The organism is Gluconacetobacter brunescens, assembly GCF_048695475.1.
In the GTDB taxonomy this organism is placed as follows: Bacteria; Pseudomonadota; Alphaproteobacteria; order Acetobacterales; family Acetobacteraceae; genus Gluconacetobacter.
In genome coordinates, this window is record NZ_JBLHEN010000001.1 from 1,174,324 (window position 1) to 1,201,076 (window position 26,753).

The 26,753-nt window shown below is 64.8% G+C and carries 26 protein-coding genes; all 26 read right to left on the bottom strand.

The annotated features are described in order from the left end of the window. Positions 1 to 48: 48 nt before the first annotated feature. The 26 genes from rplE to ACMAUO_RS05280 all read right to left on the bottom strand — a co-directional run bounded on the left by rplE (position 49) and on the right by ACMAUO_RS05280 (position 26,645). A complete protein-coding gene (rplE, locus tag ACMAUO_RS05155) occupies positions 49 to 618 on the bottom strand; it encodes a 50S ribosomal protein L5 (RefSeq protein WP_114727499.1) in 570 nt (189 codons plus the stop codon). A gap of 10 nt (positions 619 to 628) precedes the next feature. Next, positions 629 to 949: a 50S ribosomal protein L24 gene (gene rplX / locus ACMAUO_RS05160; protein ID WP_182996449.1), complete on the bottom strand. Its 321-nt coding sequence runs from the start codon at positions 947 to 949 to the stop codon at positions 629 to 631. Continuing rightward, on the bottom strand, positions 949 to 1,317 hold the full coding sequence (gene rplN, locus ACMAUO_RS05165) for a 50S ribosomal protein L14 (RefSeq protein ID WP_042059420.1): 369 nt from the start codon (positions 1,315 to 1,317) through the stop codon (positions 949 to 951). The genes rplX and rplN overlap by 1 nt, the downstream gene beginning before the upstream one ends. Before the next feature lie 14 nt (positions 1,318 to 1,331). Beyond that, positions 1,332 to 1,610, bottom strand: coding sequence for a 30S ribosomal protein S17 (gene rpsQ, locus ACMAUO_RS05170; RefSeq protein WP_182966061.1), 279 nt, complete (start codon positions 1,608 to 1,610; stop codon positions 1,332 to 1,334). A 13-nt stretch (positions 1,611 to 1,623) separates the two neighbouring features. Then, positions 1,624 to 1,863 (bottom strand): 50S ribosomal protein L29, encoded by a 240-nt coding sequence (gene rpmC / locus ACMAUO_RS05175; protein ID WP_420355889.1) that lies wholly within the window; start codon positions 1,861 to 1,863, stop codon positions 1,624 to 1,626. A 3-nt stretch (positions 1,864 to 1,866) separates the two neighbouring features. Continuing rightward, on the bottom strand, positions 1,867 to 2,283 hold the full coding sequence (gene rplP / locus ACMAUO_RS05180) for a 50S ribosomal protein L16 (protein WP_114727495.1): 417 nt from the start codon (positions 2,281 to 2,283) through the stop codon (positions 1,867 to 1,869). Positions 2,284 to 2,339: 56 nt separating this feature from the next. After that, positions 2,340 to 3,017, bottom strand: coding sequence for a 30S ribosomal protein S3 (rpsC, locus tag ACMAUO_RS05185; protein ID WP_114727494.1), 678 nt, complete (start codon positions 3,015 to 3,017; stop codon positions 2,340 to 2,342). Positions 3,018 to 3,020: 3 nt separating this feature from the next. After that, complete coding sequence (rplV, locus tag ACMAUO_RS05190; protein ID WP_114727493.1) at positions 3,021 to 3,425, bottom strand: 50S ribosomal protein L22; 405 nt, start codon at positions 3,423 to 3,425, stop codon at positions 3,021 to 3,023. A gap of 1 nt (position 3,426) precedes the next feature. Further along, entirely contained in the window at positions 3,427 to 3,705 is a 279-nt protein-coding gene (rpsS, locus tag ACMAUO_RS05195) for a 30S ribosomal protein S19 (RefSeq protein WP_007399623.1), read from the bottom strand. Between the two features lie 12 nt (positions 3,706 to 3,717). Then, entirely contained in the window at positions 3,718 to 4,548 is an 831-nt protein-coding gene (gene rplB, locus ACMAUO_RS05200; protein ID WP_420355890.1) for a 50S ribosomal protein L2, read from the bottom strand. A gap of 16 nt (positions 4,549 to 4,564) precedes the next feature. Next, positions 4,565 to 4,861: a 50S ribosomal protein L23 gene (locus ACMAUO_RS05205; protein WP_174787951.1), complete on the bottom strand. Its 297-nt coding sequence runs from the start codon at positions 4,859 to 4,861 to the stop codon at positions 4,565 to 4,567. Positions 4,862 to 4,896: 35 nt separating this feature from the next. Then, positions 4,897 to 5,511: a 50S ribosomal protein L4 gene (gene rplD / locus ACMAUO_RS05210; RefSeq protein ID WP_182949569.1), complete on the bottom strand. Its 615-nt coding sequence runs from the start codon at positions 5,509 to 5,511 to the stop codon at positions 4,897 to 4,899. A gap of 12 nt (positions 5,512 to 5,523) precedes the next feature. Further along, positions 5,524 to 6,207 (bottom strand): 50S ribosomal protein L3, encoded by a 684-nt coding sequence (gene rplC / locus ACMAUO_RS05215; protein WP_114727489.1) that lies wholly within the window; start codon positions 6,205 to 6,207, stop codon positions 5,524 to 5,526. A gap of 10 nt (positions 6,208 to 6,217) precedes the next feature. After that, a complete protein-coding gene (gene rpsJ / locus ACMAUO_RS05220; RefSeq protein ID WP_012227960.1) occupies positions 6,218 to 6,526 on the bottom strand; it encodes a 30S ribosomal protein S10 in 309 nt (102 codons plus the stop codon). Between the two features lie 105 nt (positions 6,527 to 6,631). Further along, the gene (gene tuf, locus ACMAUO_RS05225; protein WP_420355891.1) at positions 6,632 to 7,822 is read right to left on the bottom strand and encodes an elongation factor Tu; all 1,191 of its coding nucleotides are present in this window, start codon (positions 7,820 to 7,822) and stop codon (positions 6,632 to 6,634) included. A gap of 94 nt (positions 7,823 to 7,916) precedes the next feature. Beyond that, positions 7,917 to 8,393: a 30S ribosomal protein S7 gene (gene rpsG, locus ACMAUO_RS05230; protein ID WP_182949575.1), complete on the bottom strand. Its 477-nt coding sequence runs from the start codon at positions 8,391 to 8,393 to the stop codon at positions 7,917 to 7,919. Positions 8,394 to 8,408: 15 nt separating this feature from the next. Continuing rightward, positions 8,409 to 8,780: a 30S ribosomal protein S12 gene (rpsL, locus tag ACMAUO_RS05235; RefSeq protein WP_003621118.1), complete on the bottom strand. Its 372-nt coding sequence runs from the start codon at positions 8,778 to 8,780 to the stop codon at positions 8,409 to 8,411. Positions 8,781 to 9,281: 501 nt separating this feature from the next. After that, positions 9,282 to 13,469, bottom strand: a complete 4,188-nt coding sequence (rpoC, locus tag ACMAUO_RS05240; protein ID WP_420355892.1) for a DNA-directed RNA polymerase subunit beta' — start codon at positions 13,467 to 13,469, stop codon at positions 9,282 to 9,284. Between the two features lie 105 nt (positions 13,470 to 13,574). Next, the gene (gene rpoB, locus ACMAUO_RS05245) at positions 13,575 to 17,747 is read right to left on the bottom strand and encodes a DNA-directed RNA polymerase subunit beta (protein ID WP_420355893.1); all 4,173 of its coding nucleotides are present in this window, start codon (positions 17,745 to 17,747) and stop codon (positions 13,575 to 13,577) included. A 277-nt stretch (positions 17,748 to 18,024) separates the two neighbouring features. Further along, complete coding sequence (rplL, locus tag ACMAUO_RS05250; RefSeq protein ID WP_114727484.1) at positions 18,025 to 18,399, bottom strand: 50S ribosomal protein L7/L12; 375 nt, start codon at positions 18,397 to 18,399, stop codon at positions 18,025 to 18,027. Positions 18,400 to 18,500: 101 nt separating this feature from the next. Next, on the bottom strand, positions 18,501 to 19,019 hold the full coding sequence (gene rplJ, locus ACMAUO_RS05255; RefSeq protein WP_182949581.1) for a 50S ribosomal protein L10: 519 nt from the start codon (positions 19,017 to 19,019) through the stop codon (positions 18,501 to 18,503). A 292-nt stretch (positions 19,020 to 19,311) separates the two neighbouring features. Continuing rightward, the gene (rplA, locus tag ACMAUO_RS05260) at positions 19,312 to 20,007 is read right to left on the bottom strand and encodes a 50S ribosomal protein L1 (RefSeq protein WP_182973379.1); all 696 of its coding nucleotides are present in this window, start codon (positions 20,005 to 20,007) and stop codon (positions 19,312 to 19,314) included. A 4-nt stretch (positions 20,008 to 20,011) separates the two neighbouring features. After that, the gene (rplK, locus tag ACMAUO_RS05265) at positions 20,012 to 20,446 is read right to left on the bottom strand and encodes a 50S ribosomal protein L11 (protein WP_114727481.1); all 435 of its coding nucleotides are present in this window, start codon (positions 20,444 to 20,446) and stop codon (positions 20,012 to 20,014) included. Positions 20,447 to 20,554: 108 nt separating this feature from the next. After that, on the bottom strand, positions 20,555 to 22,186 hold the full coding sequence (locus ACMAUO_RS05270; protein ID WP_420355894.1) for an efflux transporter outer membrane subunit: 1,632 nt from the start codon (positions 22,184 to 22,186) through the stop codon (positions 20,555 to 20,557). Beyond that, positions 22,183 to 23,466: an efflux RND transporter periplasmic adaptor subunit gene (locus ACMAUO_RS05275; protein ID WP_420355895.1), complete on the bottom strand. Its 1,284-nt coding sequence runs from the start codon at positions 23,464 to 23,466 to the stop codon at positions 22,183 to 22,185. Before ACMAUO_RS05275 ends, ACMAUO_RS05270 begins: the two co-directional genes overlap by 4 nt. Next, a complete protein-coding gene (locus ACMAUO_RS05280; protein WP_420357205.1) occupies positions 23,463 to 26,645 on the bottom strand; it encodes an efflux RND transporter permease subunit in 3,183 nt (1,060 codons plus the stop codon). Before ACMAUO_RS05280 ends, ACMAUO_RS05275 begins: the two co-directional genes overlap by 4 nt. Between the last annotated feature and the right edge of the window lie 108 nt (positions 26,646 to 26,753).

Below are 26,753 nucleotides of genomic sequence, written 5' to 3' on the forward strand. Positions count from 1 at the left end.
TGTCTAATAGGTCTTCTGACCTCTGGGCGGAAGCCCCAATCGCCGCGATTACGCAGCGAAGGGCAGATCAAACGCCTTCAGAAGAGCCTTCGCTTCCGCATCCGTCTTCGCGCTGGTGACGAAGATGATGTCCATGCCACGGATATCGTCGACCTTGTCGTACTCGATTTCCGGGAACACGATCTGTTCCTTCATGCCCATGGCGAAGTTGCCATGGCCGTCGAAACCCTTGTTGCCGGGCAGGCCGCGGAAATCGCGGACGCGCGGCAGCGTGATGGTCACGAGACGGTCGAGGAATTCGTACATCTGGGCGCGGCGCAGGGTCACCTTGCAGCCGATCGGCAGACCCGCACGGATCTTGAAGCCGGCGATCGCCTTCTTGGCGATCGTCTTGACCGGCTTCTGTCCGGCGATCAGCGTCAGCTCGGCAACGGCGGCGTCCAGCTTCTTCTGGTCGCCCGCGGCTTCGCCAACACCCATGTTGATGACGATCTTCTCGAGATGCGGAACCTGCATCACGTTCTTGTAGCCGAACTCTTCGCGCAGCTTCGCACGCAGCTCGTCCTGATAACGCTTCTGCAGACGCGGCACCGAGCGGGTGGCTTGTACTTCAGACATCCGCGCCTCCTCAGCCTTCGATGACTTCGCCGGTCGCCTTGGCGACGCGGACCTTGCGGCCATCTTCCAGGACACGGAAACCGACGCGCGTCGGCTTGCCGCTCTTGGGATCGACCAGCTTCAGGTTCGACAGGTGGATCGGCATCTCCTTCTCGATGATGCCTCCCTGCTCACCCATGCGGTTCGGGCGCGTGTGGCGCTTGGCCACCGCAGCACCGCGCACCACGGCCTTGTTGTCACCGGGCAGCACGGACAGCACCTCGCCGCGAGTCCCCTTCGAGGACCCGGTGGTGACGACGACCTGGTCGCCCTTCCTGATACGCGCGGCCATTACAGCACCTCCGGCGCCAGCGAGATGATCTTCATGAACTTGCGCGCACGCAGTTCACGCACAACCGGCCCAAAGATGCGGGTGCCGATCGGCTCCTGCTGCTTGTTGATCAGGACGGCCGCGTTCCGGTCGAAGCGGATGGCACTGCCATCGGGACGACGCACGGGGTACGAAGTACGCACGATCACCGCCTGGTGAACGTCGCCCTTCTTGACCTTGCCGCGCGGGATCGCTTCCTTGACGGACACGACGATCACGTCGCCGACCGAGGCAGTCTTCCGCTTGGAACCGCCCAGCACCTTGATGCACTGCACCTGACGCGCGCCCGAATTATCGGCGACGTCCAGGTTGGTCTCGGGATGGATCATAACCTATGCCCTTCTTACGCCTGCGCGCCGGACTCGACGCCGGCGGCGCCCAGCGGGGCACCGTTACGGACGATCACGGTCCAGGTCTTGCGCTTGGAGATCGGCTTGCACTCTTCAATGCGCACCGTGTCGCCAACCTTGCACTCGTTCTGCTCATCATGCGCCGCGTACTTCTTCGAACGGCGGATGAACTTCTTATACAGCGGGTGGATGACGCGACGATCGACAAGCACGGTTACCGTCTTGTCCATCTTGTCGCTGGTCACCCGTCCGCTCAGGACGCGCCTCGGCATCGCCCGTCTCCCTTCAGGACTTCGCGGCCGACGCTTCCGCGCCGACTGCACTCTTCTTCAACGCCTCGGACGCAATCGTCTTCAGACGGGCGATCTCACGACGCACCGTACGAACACGCGCCTGTCCATCATTCTGGCCGGTCGCGCGCTGGAACCGCAGGTTGAACTGCTCGCGCTTCAGGTCAATGAGAAGCGCCTCCAGTTCTTCCGCGGTCTTGGCACGCAGATCGGCCGGCTTTGTTGCCTTTGCCATATCTCACGCCTCTCCGATGCGGGTCACGAACTTGGTCTTGATCGGCAGCTTCGCAGCGCCCAGCGCCAGCGCTTCACGCGCCAGTTCCGGCGAAACGCCTTCGATCTCGAACAGGATACGACCCGGTTTCACACGGGCCACCCAGTATTCCGGCGACCCCTTGCCGGAGCCCATACGCACTTCGGCGGGCTTTGTCGAGACCGGAAGATCGGGGAAGATCCGAATCCAGACGCGACCGGCACGCTTCATCGCGCGGGTGATGGCCCGGCGGGAGGCCTCGATCTGCCGGGCGGTGACCCGCTCCGGCTCCAGGGCCTTCAGGCCGAACGCACCGAAATTCAGTGTCGTTCCGCCCTTCGCCAGCCCATGAATGCGGCCCTTGTGGGCCTTGCGGTACTTTGTCCGCTTGGGAGAAAGCATTGTTCTAAATCCTCACGCGCCGCCTGGCGCCGTTCTAGATCCTTAGGTTCCGCAGCTTAGCGCTGCGGAGCCTGCTCGGCGGCGCGCCGATCCTGCGCCAGCGGGTCCTGGGCGAGGATCTCACCCTTGAAGATCCAGACCTTCACACCGCAGGTGCCATAGGTGGTCTTCGCCGTGGCCACGCCATAATCGATGTCCGCGCGCAGCGTGTGCAGCGGCACCCGGCCTTCGCGATACCACTCGACACGCGCGATCTCGGCACCGCCCAGACGACCGCCGCAGTTGATCCGGATGCCCTGCGCGCCCAGACGCATCGCCGACTGCACGGCGCGCTTCATGGCGCGGCGGAAGGCCACGCGGCGCTCCAGCTGCTGGGCAATGTTCTCGGCCACCAGCGTCGCGTCGATTTCGGGCTTGCGGATCTCGACGATATTCAGCGCAACGTCGGTCTTCGCCATGCGGGTCAGATCCTTGCGCAGAACGTCGATGTCCTGGCCCTTCTTGCCGATCACGACGCCCGGACGGGCGGCGTAGATCGTCACGCGGGGCTTCTTCGCCGGACGCTCGATCACCACGCGGGACACGCCGGCGCCCGACAGCTTGCGACGCAGGTGCGAACGCAGCTTCAGGTCGTCATGCAGCAGGCGCGAATAGTCGGCGCCGGCATACCAGCGGCTGTCCCAGGTGCGGTTGATGCCGAGCCGCAGCCCGATCGGATTGACTTTATGTCCCATGGATCAGGCCGCCTTCTGCTCGGTTGTCTCAGCCTCGGCCGAACGCTCGGCCACGACGATCTTCAGATGGCTGAAGAACTTCTCGATCCGAGAGGAACGGCCACGGCCACGCGCATGGAAGCGACGCATGACGATCGACTTGCCAACCTCGGCGCGAACCACCACCAGCTGGTCGACATCCAGCTGGTGATTGTTCTCGGCGTTCGCGATCGCGCTCTGCAGGGTCTTCTTGACGTCCTGCGCGATGCGACGCTTCGAGAACGTCAGTGTCGCCACGGCCTGGGCCGCCGGCTTGTTGCGAATAAGCGCCGCGACCAGGTTCAGCTTGCGCGGGCTCACGCGGATGTTCCGCGTGACGGCCTGCGCCTCGGTTTCCGCGAGCGTGCGCGGATGCTTCGGCTTGCTCATATCAGCCCCGCTTCGCCTTCTTGTCCGAGGAATGCCCCGTGAAGGTCCGCGTCGGCGAGAACTCGCCGAACTTATGCCCCACCATGTTTTCCGACACCTGCACGGGCAGGAACTTGTGCCCGTTATAGACGCCGAACGTCAGACCGACGAACTGCGGCAGGATTGTCGAGCGACGCGACCAGATCTTGATCACTTCGTTACGACCCGACGCGCGCGACGCATCGGCTTTGTTCAGCAGATACCCGTCCACGAACGGGCCCTTCCAGACGGAACGTGCCATCTTCTTTGCCCCTTACTTACCGGTTTTCCGGCGACGGATAATCAGACTGTCCGTACGCTTGTTAACCCTGGTCTTGTAACCCTTGGTCGGCTTGCCCCACGGCGTGACCGGATGACGGCCACCCGAGGTGCGGCCTTCGCCACCACCATGCGGATGGTCGACCGGGTTCATCACGACGCCGCGGTTATGCGGACGACGACCCAGCCAGCGGCCGCGACCGGCCTTGCCCATGTGCTGGTTCATGTTGTCCGGATTGGACACCGCGCCAACCGTCGCCATGCACTCGCCGCGCACGACGCGCAGCTCGCCCGACTGCAGCTTGATCTGCGCATAGCCGGCATCCTTGCCGACCAGCTGGCAGTACGTGCCGGCCGAACGGGCGATCTTGCCGCCGGCGCCCGGCTTCAGCTCGATGTTATGCACGATCGTGCCAACCGGAATGGCCGACAGCGGCATCGCGTTGCCCGGCTTGATGTCGACGCGCGCGCCGGACACCACCTGGTCGCCCACCTTCAGGCGCTGCGGCGCCAGGATGTAGGCCAACTCGCCGTCCTCGTACTTCACCAGCGCGATGAAGGCGGTGCGGTTCGGGTCATATTCCAGACGCTCGACCGTGCCGGCCACATCGAACTTGCGCCGCTTGAAATCGACGAAGCGATAGGACTGCTTGTGGCCGCCACCGATGAAGCGCGAGGTGATGCGCCCATGGTTGTTGCGTCCGCCGGACTTGTTCTTGCCTTCGGTCAGAGCCTTGACAGGCTTACCCTTCCACAGCTCCTTACGGTCGATCAGGACCGTATTGCGCAGGCTGGGGGTGACCGGATTAAAGTGCTTCAGTGCCATGTCTTGCTACCCCGCGTCAGACCAGCTTCGCGGTCAGGTCGATGGACTGACCCTCGGCAAGCTGCACAAACGCCTTCTTCACATCGGAACGCTGGCCCGGGCGACCCTTGAAGCGCTTCGTCTTGCCCTTCTGGACAAGCGTGTTCACGCCCAGGACCTTCACGCCGAACAGACCTTCGACCGCGACCTTGATCTCCGGCTTCGTGGCGTCGATCGCGACCTTGAAGACCACCTGGTTCTTCTCGGACAGCGCCGTCGCCTTCTCGGTGATCAGCGGCGCGCGGACGATGTCATACATCGTCTCACGCGACATGCGCTCCGCCTTCTTGCGGATTGCGAGCACGTTGGTCATGCCAGGCGCTCCTTCAGGCCTTCGACGCCGGCGCGGGTGATCGCGAGCACGTCGTGGTTGAGGATGTCGTAGACGTTCGCGCCGATGGTGGGCAGCACGTCGATCTTCGGCAGGTTGCGGGTGGCGCGACCGAAATTGTCCTCGACCGTCGCATCGACGATCAGGGCGGACTTCCAGCCCAGCGCCTGGACCTTGGCGGCCAGTTCGGCAGTGCGGCCCGACGACGTGGCGGCGTCCAGCACCACCAGCTTGCCTTCGGCGGCCTTCTGCGACAGCGCGGAGATCAGGCCGAGACGACGCACCTTCTTCGGCAGGTCGTAGCCATGATCGCGCACGACCGGTCCATGCACGGCACCACCAGTGCGGTACTGCGGCGCACGCAGCGAGCCCTGACGGGCACTACCCGTGCCCTTCTGGCGGTACGGCTTCTTGGTCGTGCCGGAGACTTCGCCCATCCCCTTGACCTTGTGCGTGCCGGCACGGCGCTTGGCCAGCTGCCAGTGCACCACACGCGCCATGATATCCGCCCGCGGCGTCACCCCGAAAATCTCGTCCGGAAGCACGGCCGTGCCGGCGCTCCCGTTGTCGAGGGTTTTGATTTCGTAATCCATTGCCCTCTATCCTCAGCCCGCAGCCTCAACCAGGGCCGCCGGATACGGCGCCTCGGCATGACGGGCTTTCTTGATCGCATCACGAACCAGCACCAGCTCGTTCTTGGCGCCGGGCACGGAGCCGCGGACCAGGAGCAGGTTCTTCTCGGCATCCACCGCCGCCACCTCGAGATTGAGGGTGGTCACGCGCTCGGAGCCCAGGTGCCCGGCCATCTTCTTGTTCTTGAAGGTCTTGCCCGGATCCTGGCGGTTACCCGTCGAACCATGCGAACGATGGCTGATGGACACGCCGTGCGAAGCTTCGAGACCCGCGAAGTTCCAGCGCTTCATGGCGCCGGCGAAGCCCTTGCCCTTGCTGGTGGCCGTCACGTCGATCTTCTGCCCCACCACGAAATGGGCGGCAGAGAGAGTGGCGCCAGCTTCCAGCACGGCATCTTCCGCAACGCGGAATTCAACCAGCTTCTTCTTGGGTTCGACCTTCACGCGGGCAAAATGGCCGCGGTTCGGCTTGGAGACATTCTTCACCTTGGCGTTGCCGAGCCCGAGCTGCACGGCCGTATAGCCATCACGCTCCTGGGTACGGACATCCACCACCTGCACATTGTCGATATGCAGGACGGTGACGGGCACATGGGTGCCGTCTTCCTTAAACAGCCGGGTCATGCCCAGCTTCTTTGCGATCAATCCGGTGCGCATCGTCTGGACCTTAAAGTTTAATCTCGACGTCCACGCCAGCGGCGAGGTCGAGCTTCATGAGAGCGTCCACGGTCTGCGGGGTCGGCTCGACAATGTCGAGCAGCCGGCGATGAGTCCGAATTTCGAACTGTTCGCGGCTTTTCTTGTCCACATGGGGAGAGCGGTTAACGGTGAATTTTTCGATATGCGTCGGCAGCGGGATAGGACCCCGAACCCGCGCACCCGTACGCTTCGCCGTGTTGACGATCTCTTTGGTGCTGTTATCGAGCACCCGATGATCGTACGCCTTCAGGCGAATGCGGATGTTCTGGTTGTCCATCGTCTATTCAGTCCAACTTCAATGGTTCGGGGGAACCCGAGCCGCCAAAGGAGACCCCGGCCGGATTGCTCCGGCCGGGGTCGCCAGTTCTGGTTACAAACCCGATCAGGCCGTGATCGAGGCCACCACGCCGGCGCCGACGGTGCGGCCGCCTTCGCGGATGGCGAAACGCAGACCTTCGTCCATCGCGATCGGCGCGATCAGCTCGACATCCATGGCGACGTTATCGCCCGGCATGACCATTTCCGTACCTTCCGGCAGGTGAACGACACCCGTCACGTCGGTGGTGCGGAAATAGAACTGCGGACGATAGTTGGTGAAGAACGGCGTGTGACGGCCACCCTCTTCCTTCGTCAGGATGTACGCCTCGGCCTTGAACTTCGTGTGCGGGGTGATCGAACCCGGCTTGGCCAGAACCTGGCCGCGCTCGACGTCTTCACGCTTCGTGCCACGGACCAGCGCGCCGATGTTGTCACCGGCCTCGCCGCGATCCAGCAGCTTGCGGAACATTTCGACGCCCGTCACCGTCGTCTTCTGCGTGGGACGCAGGCCGACGATTTCGATTTCGTCACCGACGTTCACGACGCCACGCTCGACACGGCCGGTCACCACGGTGCCGCGGCCCGAGATCGAGAACACGTCTTCGATCGGCATCAGGAACGGACGGTCAACCGGACGCTCCGGCTGCGGGATGTAGGCATCCACGGCGTCCATCAGGTCGCGCACGCGGTTCTCGCCGACTTCCGGATCGCCATCTTCCAGCGTCACCAGGGCCGAACCCTTGATGATGGGGATATCGTCGCCCGGGAACTGATAGGCGGACAGAAGCTCGCGCACTTCCATCTCGACCAGTTCCAGCAGTTCCGGATCGTCGACCTGGTCAACCTTGTTCAGGAACACGACCAGCGCCGGCACGCCGACCTGACGCGCCAGCAGGATGTGCTCGCGGGTCTGCGGCATCGGACCATCGGCGGCCGAAACCACCAGGATGGCGCCGTCCATCTGCGCCGCACCCGTGATCATGTTCTTCACGTAGTCGGCGTGACCGGGGCAGTCGACGTGCGCATAGTGGCGCGCGGCGGTCTCGTACTCGACGTGGGCGGTCGAGATCGTGATGCCACGGGCGCGCTCTTCCGGCGCCGCGTCGATCTGGTCGTACGCCTTGAAGGTGGCGCCACCGGTCTTCGCCAGCGTCTTGGTGATCGCGGCGGTCAGCGACGTCTTGCCGTGATCGACGTGACCGATCGTGCCGATATTGCAGTGCGGCTTCGTCCGCTCGAATTTAGCCTTTGCCATCGTCTATCTCCGTTACCTCGGCCCTCGGGCCGGGAGTCGGGTTGAAATGTTCCTAACCGGAAGCGTGCCGGTCTTTAGACCGGACGAACGCCCCTTACCAGCGGTAATGACTGAACGCTTTGTTGGCCTCGGCCATGCGATGCGTGTCTTCACGCTTCTTCACGGCGGACCCGCGATTGTTGACCGCGTCCAGAAGCTCGTTGGACAGACGCTCCTGCATGGTGTTCTCGCCACGCTTGCGCGAGGCGTCGATCAGCCAGCGGATCGCAAGCGCCTGACGACGCTCCGTGCGCACTTCGACGGGCACCTGGTAGGTGGCACCACCGACGCGACGCGAACGGACCTCGACGGCCGGCTTCACGTTGTCCAGCGCGCTGTGGAACATCACAACCGGATCGGCGGCCGCGCCACCACGGCGACGCAGCACCTCGAGCGCACCATAGACGATGCCTTCGGCGGTGGATTTCTTGCCGTCATACATGAGCGCATTCATGAAGCGCGTGATGACGACATCACCAAATTTCGGATCGGGAAGAATCTCGCGCTTCACGGCGCGATGACGGCGACTCATGCCTGGTTATTCCTTTTACTTCGGACGCTTCGCGCCATAGAGCGAGCGACGCTGACGACGCTTGGCGATACCCTGGGTATCCAGAACGCCACGCAGGATGTGGTAACGAACGCCCGGAAGATCCTTGACGCGGCCACCACGGATCAGGACCACGCTGTGCTCCTGCAGGTTGTGGCCTTCACCGGGGATGTAGCTGACGACCTCATAGCCGTTCGTCAGACGCACCTTCGCAACCTTACGCAGAGCCGAGTTCGGCTTCTTCGGTGTGGTTGTGTAGACGCGGGTGCAGACACCGCGCTTCTGCGGGCAACCCTGCAGAGCAGGCACCTTATTGCGCTTGGCTGCGGGCTCGCGGCCTTTGGCGATCAGCTGGTTGATGGTCGGCATACGCCTTTCCCGATCCTTACAAATTTCGGCCGGCCAACCGCGTCTTAGGTTGCCGACTGTCGTTCACAACAAAATCCCACCGAATGAGAATCATTCGCCTGGGCATCATATTTACATCCGGCCTTGGCGGCCCTTCCGGACCACGGCACCGCATGCCTGCATGCTGCATTCGACGGCCAACGACGTCATGCGAGACGGGGCTAGCCGAGGGCGCGGAACCTACGAAGCCCCTGCCCTTGAGTCAAGTGTTACCTCAGGATTCGCGGCCGATTCCCGCCGAATTATCTCGGCGGGCCGGCGATGGCGGGCATGCAGTCACGGCAGGCCCGCCGTCGCGCGATCGTCACGCATCCCGACCGTGCCAATCATCCGATTCGGCACGATCCGGTCGGTCATCAGATACAGGACCTGAGCCCCATAGGAAAGGGGCCGGGTGTTGCCACCCGGCCCCTTCCACAACCCGCCCCTTCACAAGGGCGGCAGACACCTGCCGAGACGCGCTCAGCCGGCCTTGGTGACCACCGGACGGCCCTGCGCGAGGCGCTGGCGGTCCTGCCCAGCCGCGATCGCCCGCAGCTTGTTCATCACGCTGCCCGTGCCCGCCGGGATCAGGCGCCCGACGATCACGTTTTCCTTCAGGCCGTTCAGCGTGTCGCGCTTGCCGGCCGTGGCGGCCTCGGTCAGGACACGAGTCGTCTCCTGGAACGATGCCGCCGAGATGAAGGACTGGGTCTGCAACGAGGCCTTGGTGATGCCCTGGAGCACAGGCATGGCCGCGGCCGGGCGCTCGCCCATGTTCAGGCGCTTGGTGTTCTCGGTCTCGTACTCGATCCGGTCCACCGTCTCGCCGACCAGGTAGGTCGTGTCGCCGGGCTCGAGGATCTCGACCTTCTGCAGCATCTGGCGAACGATCACCTCGATGTGCTTGTCGTTGATCTTCACGCCCTGCAGTCGATAGACGTCCTGGATCTCGTTCACCAGATAGTCCGACAGTGCCTCGACACCCAGCACCTTCAGGATGTCATGCGGCACGCGCGGACCGTCGACCAGCGGATCGCCCACGCGGACGAAGTCGCCTTCCTGGACCGAGACGTGCTTGCCCTTCGGGATCAGGTAGTCGGTCTCCTCGCCCGTCTCGTCGTTCTTCACGATGACCCGGCGCTTGGCCTTGTAATCCTTGCCGAACTCGACGCGGCCGTCGGTCTCGGAAATGATCGCATGGTCCTTCGGACGCCGTGCCTCGAACAGTTCGGCGACGCGGGGCAGACCACCCGTGATGTCACGGGTCTTCGAACCCTCGCGCGGGATACGGGCCAGCACGTCACCGGCGCTGACCTGCGCCCCGTTCTCGACCGACAGCAGCGAATCGGGCGAGAGGAAGTAGCGGGCGTCGTTGCCGTTGGACAGCTTGATGACGTTGCCGTTCGCATCCTTGAGCTGCAGGCGCGGACGCAGGTCGACCCCCTTGGCCGCCTGCTTGTAGTCGACGACCACCTTCGAGGTCAGGCCCGTCACCTCGTCCATCCGCTCGACGAGCGTGATGGAATCGATCAGGTCCAGATACTCGACCGTTCCCGACTGCTCGGTGATGATCGGCAGGGTGTACGGATCCCACTCGGCCAGCTTCTGGGCGCGTGTGACCGTGGCGCCCTCTTCCACCAGCAGGCGCGCGCCGTAAGGCACGCGGAAGCGGGCACGCTCGACCCCCTTCTCGTCCGTCAGCACGATCTCGCAGTTACGCGACATCACGATCGGCACGTTCTGGCTGTTATGGACCACGTTGCGGTTGTTGATCGTCACCTGCCCGTCACGCGACGCCTCGACCATCGACTGCTCGGCGCCACGCTGCGCCGCACCGCCGATATGGAAGGTACGCATGGTCAGCTGGGTGCCCGGCTCGCCGATCGACTGGGCGGCGATCACGCCGACCGCCTCGCCGATGTTCACCGGCGTGCCGCGCGCCAGATCGCGCCCGTAGCACAGGCCGCAGACGCCGACCCGGCTCTCGCAGGTCAGCACCGAACGGATCAGCATGCTCTCCACGCCGGCCTTCTCGATCTTCTCGGCCAGGGCCTCGTCGATCAGCAGGTCGCGCTTGACCAGCACCTCGCCCGTCGCCGGGTCCAGCACGTCGGCCGCGACCGTGCGGCCCAGGATCCGCTCGGACAGCGACGAGACGACCTCGCCGCCATCCATCACCGCACGCACGGTCAGGCCGCGCTCGGAGGCGCAATCTTCCTCGACGATGATGCAATCCTGCGCCACGTCGACCAGACGGCGCGTCAGGTAGCCCGAGTTCGCAGTCTTCAGCGCGGTGTCCGCCAGGCCCTTGCGGGCGCCGTGGGTCGAGGTGAAGTAATCGAGAACCGACAGGCCTTCCTTGAAGTTGGCGATGATCGGCTGCTCGATGATCTCGCCCGACGGCTTGGCCATCAGGCCGCGCATGCCGGCCAGCTGCTTCATCTGGGCCGGCGACCCACGGGCACCGGAGTGGCTCATCATCCACACCGAGTTCGTGACCTTGCCGACCTCCTGGCGCGAGATCTCCTTCATCATCGCGGCCTGCACCTCGTCGGTGCAGCGCGACCAGGCATCGACCACCTTGTTGTAGCGCTCGCCAGCGGTGATCAGGCCGTCCTGATACTGCTGCTCGAACTCCTTCACTTCGGTGGCGGTACGATCGACCAGCTCCTTCTTCTCGGCCGGGATGATCATGTCATCCTTGCCGAACGAGATGCCGGCCTTGGCCGCGTGACGGAAGCCCAGCCCCATCATCCGGTCGCAGAAGATCACCGCTTCCTTCTGGCCGCAGTGGCGATAGACCGCGTCGATCACGTCCGACACGTTCTTCTTCGTCAGCTGCTTGTTGATCAGCGCGAAGGGAATCGCCGCATGGCGCGGCAGGATCTGCGCGATCAGCATGCGGCCCGGCGTGGTGATCACGGTCTGGCGCACCGGCTTGCCATCGGCATCGACCGTCTCGTAGCGCGCGACGATCTTGTCATGCAGCTTGATGGCGCCGGCCGACAGGGCGTACTCGACCTCGCCGACCGTGGCGAAGGACGACGCGCCCTGCACCGTGATCCGGCCTTCGGCGTCGTACTCGTTGCGATCAGGCGTGACGCGGAATTCGGGCGTCTCGAGGCTGAGATAATACAGCCCCAGCACGATATCCTGCGACGGCACGATGATCGGCTTGCCGTTGGCGGGGCTGAGGATGTTGTTGGTCGACATCATCAGCACGCGCGCTTCCAGCTGCGCCTCGAGGCTCAGCGGGACGTGCACGGCCATCTGGTCGCCGTCGAAATCCGCGTTGAAGGCGGTGCAGACCAGCGGGTGAAGCTGGATCGCCTTGCCTTCGATCAGCACCGGCTCGAACGCCTGGATGCCCAGGCGATGCAGCGTCGGCGCACGGTTCAGCATCACCGGATGCTCGCGGATCACCTCCTCGAGGATGTCCCACACCTCGGGACGCTCCTTCTCCACCATCCGCTTCGCGGCCTTGATGGTGGTGGCGTGACCGTATTTCTCGAGCTTCGAGTAGATGAACGGCTTGAACAGCTCCAGCGCCATCTTCTTGGGCAGGCCGCACTGATGGAGCTTCAACTCCGGCCCGACCACGATCACCGAACGGCCCGAATAATCGACGCGCTTGCCCAGCAGGTTCTGGCGGAAGCGGCCCTGCTTGCCCTTGAGCATGTCGGACAGCGACTTCAGCGGCCGCTTGTTCGCCCCCGTGATCGCACGGCCCCGACGGCCGTTATCGAACAGCGCATCGACCGATTCCTGCAGCATGCGCTTTTCGTTGCGCACGATGATGTCCGGCGCGCGCAGCTCGATCAGCCGCTTCAGACGGTTGTTGCGGTTGATGACGCGGCGATACAGGTCGTTCAGGTCGGAGGTCGCGAACCGGCCGCCATCGAGCGGGACCAGCGGACGCAGCTCCGGCGGGATCACCGGAATCAGGTCCATGATCATCCACTCGGGGCGCGATTCGCTCTCGGCGAACGCCTCGATCAGCTTCAGGCGCTTGACCAGCTTCTTGCGCTTGGCCTCGGACGTCGTGTCCTTCAGCTCCTGGCGCAGGCGCTCCTTGTCCGCCTTGCAGTCGATCCGCTCCAGGACCTTCTTGATGGCCTCGGCGCCGATTCCGACCTCGATCCCTTCCTCGCCATGCTCGTCCATGACGTCGAGATACTGGTCTTCGTTCAGCAGGCTGTACTGCTTGAGCGGCGAGGTGCCGGGCTCCAGCACCACGTAGCTTTCGAAATACAGGATCTTCTCCAGATCCTTCAGCGTCATGTCGACCATCAGGCCGATGCGGCTGGGCAGCGACTTCAGGAACCAGATATGCGCGACCGGGCTGGCCAGCTCGATATGGCCCATCCGCTCGCGGCGGACCTTGGCCAGCGTGACTTCAACGCCGCACTTCTCGCAGATGATGCCGCGGAACTTCATGCGCTTGTACTTGCCGCACAGGCACTCGTAGTCCTTGATCGGCCCGAAGATGCGCGCGCAGAACAGGCCGTCGCGCTCGGGCTTGAAGGTCCGGTAGTTGATGGTCTCGGGCTTCTTGATCTCGCCATACGACCAGGACCGGATCTGCTCGGACGAGGCGAGCTGGATCTTGATCTGGTCGAAGACCGTGGTCTGGCCAGTCTGGCCCAGGATCTTCATGAGTTCGTTCATGCGCCGCAAACCCCCTGGGGGAAATGAATGGCTGCGACCCACCGGGCCGCAACCATCCATGAAAAAAGAACAGATAGAGACGGAATGGTGTGACTGACGGCGGCGTCAGTCCCCACTCTGCTCCAGATCCACGTTCAGGCCGAGCGACTTCAGTTCCTTGATCAGAACGTTGAAGCTCTCGGGAATACCGGCCTCGAAATCGTCCTGCTCGCGCACGATCGCTTCGTAGACCTTGGTGCGGCCGGACACGTCGTCCGACTTCACCGTCAGCATTTCCTGCAGCGTGTAGGCCGCGCCGTAGGCTTCCAGCGCCCAGACCTCCATTTCGCCGAAGCGCTGGCCGCCGAACTGGGCCTTGCCGCCCAGAGGCTGCTGCGTGACCAGCGAATACGGGCCGATCGAGCGGGCATGGATCTTGTCGTCGACCAGGTGATGCAGCTTCAGCATGTAGATGTAGCCCACCGTGGTCAGACGCTCGAACTTCTCGCCCGTGCGTCCATCGATCAGCTGCGACTGGCCCGACTTGTTGACGCCGGCATAGGTCAGCATCGCCTCGATATCGGGGATCGACGCACCGTCGAACACCGGCGTTGCGATCGGCACGCCCTTGCGCAGGTTGTTGGCCAGTTCCACCAGCTGCTCGTTGGGCAGGGTAACGATGGAATCGTCATACACCTTGTCGCCATAGACGGTCTTCAGACGGTCCAGCAGTTCCTGCTTCTTCTCGCCGGTGCGCTGGTATTCGTCCACCAGCCCGCCGATTCCCTTGCCGATATTGGCGCAGGCCCAGCCCAGATGGGTCTCCAGGATCTGCCCGACATTCATGCGCGAGGGCACGCCCAGCGGGTTCAGCACCAGATCGACCGGCGTGCCGTCCTCGAGGAACGGCATGTCTTCCACCGGCACGACGCGCGAGACCACACCCTTGTTGCCATGGCGGCCGGCCATCTTGTCGCCCGGCTGCAGCTTGCGCTTCACTGCGACGAACACCTTGACCATCTTCATCACGCCGGGCGGCAGCTCGTCACCGCGCTGCAGCTTCTCGACCTTGCTTTCGAAGCGCGCCTGGATGCGGGCCACGGCGGCATCGAACTCGCGCCGCAGCACTTCCAGCTCGACCATCACCGGATCGGAGACGACGGTGATGTTGCGCCATGCACCGCGCGGATGCTCGGCCAGCACCTCTTCGGTGATCTCGGTGCCCGAACGGATGCCCTTGAAGCCCGTGCCCGAGACCTGGCCCACCAGACGCTCGCGCAACCGGTTGTAGAACGACCGCTCCTGGATCGCGCGCTCGTCGTCGCGGTCCTTGGCCAGACGCTCGATCTCGGCGCGCTCGATCGCCATCGCGCGCTCGTCCTTGTCGACACCGCGACGCGAGAAGACGCGCACATCGACGATCGTGCCGGTGGTGCCGGGCGGCAGCTTCAGCGACGTATCGCGGACATCCGACGCCTTTTCGCCGAAGATGGCGCGCAGCAGCTTCTCTTCCGGCGTCATCGGGCTTTCGCCCTTCGGCGTCACCTTGCCGACCAGAATGTCGCCCGGATTCACCTCGGCGCCGACATAGACGATGCCCGCCTCGTCGAGGTTGCGCAGGGCTTCCTCGCCGACATTGGGAATGTCGCGGGTGATTTCCTCCTGGCCCAGCTTGGTATCGCGGGCCATGACCTCGAATTCCTCGATATGGATCGAGGTGAAGACGTCATCGCGGGCGATCCGCTCGGAGATCAGGATCGAATCTTCGAAATTGTACCCGTTCCACGGCATGAACGCGACCAACACGTTCCGGCCCAGCGCCAGTTCGCCCAGTTCGGTCGAGGGGCCGTCGGCGATGATGTCGCCGGCCAGCACCTGGTCGCCCACGCGCACCAGCGGACGCTGGTTGATGCAGGTCGACTGGTTCGAGCGCATATATTTACGCAGACGGTAGATATCGACGCCCTGGGTCGCCCCGGCCGCATCAGTGGCACGGACCACGATGCGCGCGCCGTCGATCTGGTCGATCACGCCGCTGCGCCTGGCTACGATCGTCGCGCCCGAATCGTGCGCCACGGCCGCTTCCATGCCCGTGCCGACCAGCGGCGCGTCGGAGCGGACCAGCGGCACCGCCTGACGCTGCATGTTCGAGCCCATCAGCGCGCGGTTGGCGTCATCGTTCTCGAGGAACGGGATCAGCGCGGCGGCGACCGAGACAAGCTGCTTGGGCGACACGTCGCAGGCCGTCACTTCTTCCGGCTTCACCAGACGGAAGTCACCGCCACGGCGCACCGAGACCAGCTCGTCGGTCAGGCGGCCTTCCAGATCCTGCTTGGCGTCGGCCTGGGCGACGATCAGCTTTTCCTCTTCCATGGCGGAGAGGTATTTCCAGCCGTCCTGCAGCACGCCGTCACGCACCAGGCGATACGGGGTCTCGATGAAGCCGTACTTGTTGACCTTGGCGTAGGTCGCCAGCGAGTTGATCAGGCCGATGTTCGGGCCTTCCGGCGTCTCGATCGGGCAGATGCGGCCGTAATGGGTCGGATGGACGTCACGGACCTCGAAGCCCGCGCGCTCACGGGTCAGGCCGCCCGGGCCAAGCGCCGAGAGGCGGCGCTTGTGCGTCACTTCGGAGAGCGGGTTGGTCTGGTCCATGAACTGGCTGAGCTGCGACGAGCCGAAGAACTCGCGCACCGCCGCCGCCGCCGGCTTGGCGTTGATCAAATCATGCGGCATCACGGTGTCGATATCGACCGAACCCATGCGCTCGCGGATTGCGCGCTCCATGCGCAGCAGGCCGACGCGATACTGGTTTTCCATCAGCTCGCCGACCGAGCGGACGCGACGGTTGCCCAGATTGTCGATGTCGTCGATCGCGCCGCGGCCGTCCTTCAGCTCGCACATGATCTTGACGGTGCGCAGGATGTCTTCCTTGCGCAGCACGCGCATCGTGTCCGGCGCGTCCAGCCCCAGGCGCATGTTCATCTTCACGCGGCCGACCGCCGACAGGTCGTAGCGGTCCGCATCGAAGAACAGGCCCGAGAACATGGCCTCGGCGGTTTCCGGGGTCGGCGGCTCGCCAGGGCGCATCACGCGATAGATGTCGGTCAGCGCGTCGTCGCGCGAGCCGTTCTTGTCCACCGCCAGCGTATTGCGGATCCACGGGCCGTTCGCCGCATCGACCGCCAGCGTCGGCAGACAATCGACGCCCGCCTCCTCCAGCGCCTCCAGACGCGCCTCGGTCAGTTCCTCGCCGGCCTCGGCGTAGATCTCGCCCGTCTCGGGATTGACCAGGTCATGCGCCACGTAACGGCCGACCAGGCCGGCCGCGCCGACCAGCACTTCCTTGGTCGTCTCGGCGATCTTGCGCACCATGCGGGCGGTCAGCTTGGCGTCGGCCTCGGCCACCACGTCGCCGCTCTGCGCGTCCACCAGCGGCTCCAGCAGCTTCATGCCACGGAACGACTCGGCGTCGAACGGACGGGCCCAGCCCTTCGGGGTCTTGGTGAAGACGACCTGATTGTAGAAATAGCCCAGGATCTCGTCGGCATCCATGCCGCGGATCTCCATCGCCTCGACATCGCCACCCTCGGCGGCCTTCGCGGCGCGGGCGGCGGCCGAGGCCTCGCCTTCCAGGGCGTACAGCAGCGTCGTGACCGGCAGCTTCCGCTTGCGGTCGATGCGGACGTAGATCAGGTCCTTGCTGTCGAACTCGAAATCGAGCCACGAGCCGCGATAGGGGATGACGCGGGCGGCGAACAGGAACTTGCCCGACGAATGGGTCTTGCCCTTGTCGTGATCGAAGAACACGCCGGGGCTGCGGTGCATCTGGCTGACGATGACGCGCTCGGTCCCGTTGATGATGAAGGTGCCGTTATCCGTCATCAGCGGCATGTCGCCCATATAGACGGGCTGTTCCTTGATGTCGCGGATCGAGCGCGAGCCCGTGTCCTCGTCGACATCCCACACGATCAGACGCAGCACCACCTTCAGCGGCGCCGCGAAGGTCAGACCGCGCTGGATGCATTCCTCGACATCATATTTCGGCTCTTCGAGCTCGTAATGCACGAACTCCAGGCGACCGCGCCCGGCGAAATCATTGATCGGGAAAACCGAACGGAACACTTCCTGCAGGCCGGTCTGCGTCCGGCTGTCGGGCGACACGTTCATCTGCAGGAACGCCTCGTAGCTGGCGCGCTGCACGTCGATCAGATTGGGCATCGGAGCAATTTCGGGTATCCGCCCGAAGCTCTTGCGGATGCGCTTGCGTCCCGTGAACGATTTCGTAATGGCGTTCATCGTCTATCCTGCCCCCATCCCCGACGACCCGGACCTTTCCGCGCCCGGAACCCGGAGCCACGGCGACCGAAAGCGGATCATCACAAACCATCCATGCCTGGGCACCGAATCCGGCACCCCCGCCCACCCCGAAAGATGGGCCTTCTACCGCCGAAGGCGCCCGAGACCTTGCGGTCAGGGCGCCAGAACGGCCAAGGGGGCGGGCACCTTCCGGTTTCCCGCCCTCACCTGGCATCAAGCAGGAGAGGCAGCCCGAGGGCCGCCAACACCCGGCAGATTACTTCACTTCGACGGTCGCGCCGTTCTCTTCAAGAACCTTCTTGATCTTCTCGGCTTCGTCCTTGTTCACGCCTTCCTTCACGGTCTTCGGCGCACCCTCGACCAGGTCCTTGGCTTCCTTCAGGCCCAGGCCGGTGATGCCACGGATTTCCTTGATGACGTTGATCTTCTTGTCGCCGGCCTTGGCCAGGACAACAGTGAACTCGGTCTGCTCTTCAGCCGGGGCAGCGGCGGCAGCGGCCGGCGCGGCGGCAACGGCAACCGGAGCGGCGGCGGAAACGCCCCACTTCTCTTCCAGCAGCTTCGAGAGCTCGGCGGCCTCGAGAACCGTGAGGGCGGACAGCTCGTCAACGAGTTTGGTCAGATCGGCCATGATTTGGTCTTCCTAATGTATATACTGATTGGCGCAACACAATCCCGATTTCACGAGACTGTGCAAATTTCCTCACCCCGCGCATGCGGGGCGCAGATGGCTCAGGCAGCCTCGTCCTTCTTGGCGTAGGCGCCGAAAACCCGCGCAAGCTGTCCGGCCGGCGCCTGGAGAACACCCGCGATGCGCGTGGCCGGCGTGGAGATCATCCCCACCAGCTGCGCCCGGAGCGTATCCAGGGACGGCAGTTCGGCCAGCGCCTTGACCCCATCGACATTCAATGTCTGGGTGCCGAGCGCTCCACCGAGCAGAACGAGCTTTTCGTTGGTCTTGGCGAACTCGACAAGCACCTTGGCCACGGCCACAGGATCGGCAGACCACGAAATCGCGGTCGGCCCCTTCAGCAGCGGCGAAATGCCTTCGAATCGGGTCCCTGCCAGGGCGAGGTTGGCCAGCCGGTTCTTCGCGACCTTGTAAGTCGCTCCAGCCGCACGCACGCGCTGCCGCAGAATCGTCGCATCGGCCACCGTCAGCCCGTCATTGCGGGTTACGACAACCATGGACGTCTCGGCGAACACGGCCGCGAGGGAGGCAACAAACTCCCGCTTCTCCGTACGGTCCAATTCCCGTCTCCGTCGTGACCTGCCGGGGATGCCCCAACAGGCCGGGTTTACCCTAGGAAGACAAAGCCTTGCGGCCCATCCTCCGGTTCGCCTGTCCTGTGAACAACGGAACAACCAGTGCGGGCGGCATAACCACCCCTATCCGGCAATCCCCGTCTTCCGGTTGCGGACCCGAAGGTCCATCAAGGCATCAGCCACATCCGGTCATGGACAGGTTCGGAAGAACGGGGCGCCGAAGTGCCCCGCCTCCTGTCCGCGATGCCCTTGCGGGCATCACGTCATCTCTTGGCGCTCAGGCCGCCGAGAACGAGGACACGTCGACGCGCACGCCGGGGCCCATCGTGGACGACAGAGCGGCCTTGCGCAGATAGGTGCCCTTGGCGCCCGTCGGCTTGGCCTTCTGCACCGCATCGACGAAGGCGCGGATGTTTTCGGCCAGCTTGTCGCTGCCGAAAGACGCCTTGCCGATACCGGCATGAATGATACCGGCCTTTTCGGCGCGATACTCGACCTGGCCGGACTTGGCCGCCGTGACGGCACCCTTCACGTCCATGGTCACCGTGCCCAGCTTCGGGTTCGGCATCAGGCCGCGCGGGCCCAGGATCTTGCCCAGGCGGCCGACGAGGGCCATCATGTCCGGCGTCGCGATGCAGCGGTCGAACGCGATTTCGCCAGCCTGCACCTTCTCGGCCAGGTCCTCGGCGCCGACCACGTCGGCACCGGCGGCCAGGGCCTCCTCGGCCTTCGCGCCACGGGCGAACACGCCCACGCGCAGGGTCTTGCCGGTGCCGTTCGGCAGCGACAGCAGGCCACGGACCATCTGGTCGGCGTGACGCGGGTCGATGCCCAGGTTCAGCGAGATCTCGATCGTCTCGTCGAACTTGGCGGTCGCGGTCTGCTTCACCAGACCGATCGCCTCGTCGAGGCCATAGGCCTTGTTGCGGTCAACAGAGGCCTGGCCGGCCGTCAGACGCTTGTTCTTGGCCATTGGATCAGCCCTCCACCACCGTAAGGCCCATCGAACGGGCGGAGCCGATCAGCATCCGCACAGCCCCGTCGATGTCGTTGGCATTCATGTCCTGCTTCTTCTGCTCGGCGATCTCGCGCAGTTGCGTCATCGTGACGCTGCCGACCGCGGCCGCCTTGCCGACCGTCGAGCTACCCTTCTTGATGTTGGCAGCCTTCATCAGAAAATAGGTGTTCGGCGGGGTCTTGGTGATGAAGGTGAAGGTGCGGTCGGCGAAGGCGGTGATGACGACCGGGATCGGCATGCCGGGCTCGAGGCCCTGCGTCTTGGCGTTGAACTCCTTGCAGAACTGCATGATGTTCAGGCCGCGCTGACCCAGCGCCGGACCGACCGGCGGGGACGGATTCGCCTTGCCGGCGGGAATTTGTAGCTTGATGTAGCCAACGATCTTTTTGGCCATATCCGGGGCTCCTGACTGTTTCACCCGGACCGCGGTTCCTGCGGCCGGCCCACCGTGCAAGACGGCGAGCGCGGCCTCCCGCGTTCCGTAAGAGGCGGGTCCCTAACCCTATTGGACCGGGGTTGTCAACCCCGTCCCACGGAGGCCGGTCCCGGTCAGGTTCAACTGGTCCGGCCCGCTGCCCGTCGCGATGCCCCCGGCTTCCTTGGGCACGCGCAGCCCCTCGTACTGCAAGGGGGCGAAGGGCATGACCGACTTGTCGGAGGGAAGCTGGGCCCGCGACCATCCGCCGCCCAGCGCGCGGATCAGCGCCACCGTCGCCTGATGGCGGCGCGTCTCGACCTGCACTTCGGCGATCCGGGCCGTCAGGGCGGCGATCTGGGCCACCACCACGTCCAGGTAGTTGGTCAGGCCGCCCGTATAGAGCGCCATGGTCATGCCCTGGGTGCGGACGGCGGCCTGCACCGAATGGTGCTGCTGTGCCAGTTCGGCGCGCAACTGCCCGGTCATGGTCAGGCCGTCCTCGACATCCTGGAAGGCCTGCAATACCACGCCGCGATAATTATCCTCGGCCTGGCGGTATTGCGACCACGTGCGCTGCAATTCGGCACGGCGCAGGCCGCCCTGGAACAGCGGCATCGCCGCCTGCACGGCATAGGAATACATGCTGTTCGAGAGATCGGCGAGCGTGAAGCCGTTATCCATGAAGCCGGTCATCGCGTTTACCGACACGTTCGGATAGAACGCGGCGCGCGACACGCCGATGGCCCGGTTGGCCTGTGCCATCTCACGCTCGGCGGCCGCCACGTCCGGCCGGCGCTCCAGCAACGCCGAGGGCAGCAGCATCGGCACCCCGACATCGGGGAAGTGCAACTGGTCCTGTGGCTCGATATGGAAGGCGGCCGGCGCCACGCCCACCAATGCCGCGATCGCATGTTCCAGTACCGCCCGGCGCGCCAGCAGGTCGGTCTCCTGCGCCTGAGTGGCGTAGAGCTGGTTTTCGGCGCGCGAGACGTCCAGCCCGGCGGCGATCGCCCCGGCCTGGCGCATATGGGTGATCTGCACCGCCAGTTTGTAGGTGCGGATCGAGTCGCGATAGACGGCGTCCTGCACGTCCAGCCCGCGCAGGGCGATGTAATCGGACGCCAGTTCGGCATCGGTGCTCAACCGCGTCAGCGCGTAATCCGCCGCGCGCTCCTGCGCCGCCTGGGTGCGCATGCGCTTGCGGTTGCGGATCGCCGACCAGAAATCGGGCTCCCACGTCGCGGTGCCGCTATATTGCTCCGACGACATGTAGACGGGGCCGGTCGACCCTGCCCCGCGCCACAGCCGATGGGCCGACCCCTTGTATTTGGCCATGCCGGCGCCGCCGGTCACCTGCGGATAGAGGCCCGCCTGCGCCTCGGCCGCCATGTCGCGCGCCTGGGTGAAGGTCTCGGCCGCGACCTGCAAATCGGGATTGGCGCGATTGGCCTGCTCTTCCAGGCGGTTCAGCATCGGGTCGTTGAAGACGCTCCACCAATCCCCCCGTAGCGCGGCCTCGTCGGGCGTGGCGTAGCGCACCGTACCCTCGCCCTTCCAATTGTCGGGAAAGACGAAATGATCGGGGTGGTAGGCGGGCGCCATGTCGCATCCGGCCAGACTGGCCAGCAACGTCAGGCCGCCGGCCCAGCGGGCCGCGCGCCGCAGCGGACGGGCGGAACGGCGCCGCGATCGCCGCGCGGGAGAAGACAGGGTCATTGACGGACTCCCGCCTCCTCCGCGCCCGACCGATCATTCGGCATGGCGCGGACGTCGTCGCTGCGGGCCGAGTCGTTCGCCGCCGCCGGCTGCGCGTTATAGCCCGGCGTGGCATCCACCACGCGGACCTCCTGCCCGTCCAGCAGCCCGGCCGAGGGGTTGTTGACCACCCGGTCGGTGGGCTTCAGCCCGCCACGGATCTGCACCGTCGTGCCCAGATTGGTCCCGACCGTCACGTTATGCAGCCGAATGCGGTTATGCTCGTCGACCAGCGCCACCTGCATGCCATCGGCACGGAAGATCAGCGCGCCCTCCGGGATCACCAGGATGTCCGGGTCGCCCGGCGCGCGGAAATGAACGGTGGCATAGGAATCCGGCCACAGCGTGCGGTCGCTGTTATCCAGCGTCAGTTCGGTGGTGACCGTGCGGGTCGTCGCGTTGAATGCGGCGGCGGTGGCGAGGAACGTGGCCTTGTACACCCGTCCCGGATGCTGCGGCACCGTTACCTCGGCCGTCAGTTTGGGGCTGATGATGTCGGCATAATCCTGCGGCACCGACACGAACACACGCATGCGATGCACATCGGCCACGCTGAACAGTTCCGTCGCGTTCCCGCGTGCGCTGACATCGCCGCCGCCGGCATTCACATAATCGCCGACATCGGCCAGGCGCGAGGTGACCACCCCGTCGAAGGGGGCGACGATCTGCTTGAAGCCGATCAGCGCCGCATAGCGCGACACCTCATGCCGCGCGGCCTCCACCTGCGCCTGCTCGGCCTCGGCATTCGCGGCCTGCACGTCGACTTCCTGCTGCGAGACGGCCTGCGTGCCCTGCAATGCCTTCCAGCGCTTCGCCGTGATCTGCGCCAGCTTGTAGCGTGCCATCGCCACGTCGAAATTCGCCTTCGACGCGGCGTATTGCGCATCGAGCCCCGGCGTGTCGATGGTGGCCAGCACGTCGCCCGCCTTCACCTCGGCGCCGAAATCCTTGTACCACATGCGCACATAGCCCGAGACCTGGGCATAGATCGGCGCCAGGTACCAGGCCGAGATATTGCCCGGCAGATCCAGCGTGCGGATGCTCGGCCCCTTGGCGGGCGAGATCAACTGCACACGCGGGATCGCGGCATCTTCCGTCTGGTGGCGCAGCGCGCTGACATGCATCTGCCGCTGGATGATCCCGCCGCCGACCACCACCACCGCAAGGATGACGCCAACGCCGGCCAGCAGCTTCCCGCGTCCCGACGGTTTGGGTCCGCGGGTCTGTTCCACGGCGCTCATGCGCGTTCTCCTTCGGCGCTACGGTGTCGTTCGGATCGCCTGCCATGCAGCAGGGCGAAGACGGAGGGCACGAACAGCAGCGTCGCCACCGTCGCCACCATCAGCCCGCCCATCACCGCCCGGCCGAGCGGCGCGTTCTGCGAATTGCTCAGGGACATCGGCAGCATGCCGATGATCATGGCCGATGCCGTCATCAGCACCGGCCGGATACGTTCGAACCCGGCCTCGATCGCCGCCTTGATGGCATCGCCGTGCACGTCCAGCCGTTCGCGGGCGAAGGAGACGACCAGGATCGAGTTGGCGGTGGCGGTACCCATGCACATGATCGCACCGGTCAGCGCCGGCACCGAAAGCGTGGTGTGCGTCAGGAACAGGCTCCACGCGATGCCCGCCAGCGCGCCGGGCAGCGCGGTGATGATGATGAACGGGTCCAGCCACGACTGGAAGTTGACGACGATGATCAGGTACACCAGCAGGATCGACATCGCCAATCCGATGCCGAGCTGGCGGTAGGCGCTGTTCATCGTCACCGCCTGGCCACGCACCGTCAGGCTGGAGCCGCGCGGCAGGTCGTGGCGCGATGCCTCCACCACCCGGTTCACCTCACGCGAGACCGCGCCCAGGTCGAGCCCGTTATTGGTGGCGTAGATATTGAACACCGGCAGGATGTTGTAGTGCGAGACCTCGCCGGGCGTGCCGGTCTGGATGATCTGGCTCAGGCCGCCCAGGATCTGAGGCGCCTTGCTGAGCGGGTTGCCGTCGCCCCGGTCGATCGGAATCGTCTCCAGGTCGTTCAGCTTCTGCAGGAATTGCAGCGGCGTCTGGATATCGACCAGATGCGACACCCCGGTCTTGGGGTCCAGCCAGTAGGTCGGCGAGACCTGGCCGCTGCCGGAGAGGGTCGCCAGTGCGTTGTTGGCGATGTCGGCTTCCGTCAGGCCGGTTCCCAGCGCGTAGGAGCGCCGGGCGTTCACCCGCAGGGTGGGCGTCGTCATCGGCTCCTGCACCGCGACGTCGGTCACGCCCGTCACATGGCGCAGCCGCTCGGCCAGGTGCTGGGCGAAGGTGAAATTCTGGGCCAGGTTGCGGCCGCTGATCTGCACGTCGAGCGGCGCCGGTAGGCCGAAATTGAGGATCTTGGCCGTCAGGTCGGCCGGCATGAAGGTCATTTCGGTGCCGGGGAAGCGCTCGCCCAGGCCCTTGCGGAGGATATCGCGGTAGGCCGCCACCGGTGCTTCCTCGTCGCGCAGGGTGATGGTCAGGTCGCAATCCTGCGTGCCGACGGTGGGGGTCGGGATGAAGGCCTGGTTCAGGCCGCTGAACGGCAGGCCGCAATTGGCCACGATGTCATCGACCTCGCCCGGCAGCAGGCGATGGATCTCGTCGCTGACCAGCATCGAGATCTTGCCGGACTCGTTGAGCTTGGTGCCCAGCGGCGCGCGCATGTGCATTGCCAGCGCGTTGGAATTGATCTCGGGGAAGAAATCCTGCCCCACGAACACCAGCAGCCCGACAGAGCCGACCGCCAACGCCAGGAACGTGCCGATAAAGCGCATGCGCGCGGCCACCAGCGCCGTCAGCAATTCCCGATAGCCATGGCGAAACGACGTGAACCGCGCCTCGAACCCCTGCTGGAAGCGCCCGAAGAAACCCTTCGGCGGCGCATGGCCCTCCTTGGCGGCATGATGGGCCGCGACCTGGGCCGCCAGCATGTATTTCGCCATGGTCGGCACGAGGGTGCGCGAGAGGATGAAGGAGGCGATCATCGCGAAAATGATGGCCTCGGCCATGGGCATGAACAGCCAGCCGGCAACGCCGGTCAACTGAAACAGCGGCATCCAGACGATACAGATGCACAGGGTGGACACGAACGTCGGGATCACGATCTGGTTCGCCGCGTCGATGATCGCGGTTTCCAGGTCCTTGTCCATTTCCAGATGCGCGTCGATGTTCTCGATCATGACGGTGGCGTCATCGACCAGGATGCCGACCGCCAGCGCCAGGCCGCCCAGCGTCATGACGTTGATGGTCTGCCCGGCCCAGCCCAGCCCGATGATGGCGCACAGCATGGCCAGCGGGATCGAGGTGGCGATGATGACCGTGGAGCGCCACGAGCCGAGGAACAGCAGCACCACGAGGCTGGTCAGCAGCGCCGCCGTGCCCATTTCCTGGACCACGTCGCGCACCGCCTCCTTCACGAAGGTCGAGGCGTCGTTCAGCACCTTGATCTGCACGCCGGGGGGCAGGGTGGCGGTGACGCCGGGCAGCAGCGCCTTCACCCCGCTGACCACGTCGAGGGTCGAGGCGTCGCCGCTCTTCATGATCACGATCAGGACCGCCTGATGGCCCTTGACCAGCACCATGTTGGTCTGCGGCGGGCCGCCCTGATGCACCCATGCCACGTCACGCAGGAAGACGACGGAGTTGCCCACCTGCTTGACCGGAATCCCGTTGAATTCGTCGATCGCGCGCGGGGTCGCGTTGGTCTGCACCATGAAGTCGAAGGCGCCGATCTGCTGGTCGCCCGCCGGCAGCACGATGTTCTGCCTGCCCAGCGCATTGCCCACGTCGGTGGCCGAGAGCCCGTGCGCCAGCAGCTTCGCCTGGTCGAGATCGACCATGATATTGCCCGGCTGGCCGCCATAGGGATTGGGGATCGCGGCGCCCGCCACCGCCACCAGCGCGGGGCGGATCAGGTTCGACGACATGTCGTAGATCTGCGAGGCCGTCATGGTGTCCGACGACACCTGGAGCGTCAGCACCGGCACCGAAGACGCATTGTAGGTCAGCACAAGGGGCGGCGTCATGCCCGCCGGCATCTGCTTGATCACGGTCTGCGAGACGGAGGTGATCTGCGTCTGCGCCACCGCGGTATCGGTGCCGGGCTGGAAGAAGACCTTGACGATGCCGCGCCCGTAATAGGACTGGCTTTCGATATGCTCGATATTATTGACGGTCGCGGTCAGCGCGCGCTCGTAATAATAGACGACGCGGCCGGACATATCCTCCGGCATCAGGCCGGTATAGGTCCAGACGATCGCGACGACGGGGATCTTGATGCTGGGGAAGACGTCGGTCGGGGTCTGGACCATCGACCGGACACCGAACACGACAATGAGAATCGACAGGACGACGAACGTATAGGGCCGCTTGAGCGCGGTGACGACAATCGAGTTCATGCGCGGCGCGAACCCCCTGCGCGCCGGGTCGCGCGCCCACTCGGCCTGTCCGCCACGCTCCTGCGATCTGGCCCGCAAGCGTGCATCGTCGTCACTCCCGATCGTTCG